Consider the following 531-nt stretch of genomic DNA (forward strand, 5'->3'; position numbering starts at 1 on the left):
AGGGAGCGCCTAGTGACAATGCGGATCGCAGCATCTTCTTCATCCGAGGCGTCCTGGAGGCGATCAAAAGCTTGCACTGGATCCCCGATGTGATTCATTGTCTGGGGTGGTTCTCCGCACTGGCACCCGTCTACCTGAAGACGGCTTACAAGAATGACCCTTACTTCGAGCGTGCTAAGGTGCTCTTTTCGGTCGATGGTAACGAGGAGGAGGGCGAGATTGGCGAAGACTTGATCAAGAAGCTTGAGTTTGACAAGATTACGGGAGACCTGCTCGACCCGCTACAAGGGGAGGTGACGCCAGACGCGCTACGTCGTATGGCGATCCACTACTCAGATGGTGTGATCCTGGGGCAGGAGTCGGTCTCTCCTGAGCTCATCGAGTACCTTCGCTCGGAGCCTGACCACAAAGTGCTAGAGTACCCTGGCCCAGCAGTAGATCATGCTGAGGCTTACGTAGACTTCTACCGAAGCTTTACGGAGTAAGAGCTCCCCTTTTCCGACATATACAGCGAAGCCCCTAGCGATCAAG

1 protein-coding gene is annotated in these 531 nt (G+C 55.0%); it reads left to right on the forward strand.

Features of this window, described 5'->3' with window-relative positions:
* The coding region (locus PORUE0001_RS05340; protein WP_007365447.1) for a glycogen/starch synthase at nt 1-485 on the forward strand (485 nt) is incomplete at its 5' end.
* Between the last annotated feature and the right edge of the window lie 46 nt (nt 486-531).

The organism is Porphyromonas uenonis 60-3 (genome assembly GCF_000174775.1).
In the GTDB taxonomy this organism is placed as follows: Bacteria; Bacteroidota; Bacteroidia; order Bacteroidales; family Porphyromonadaceae; genus Porphyromonas; species Porphyromonas uenonis_A.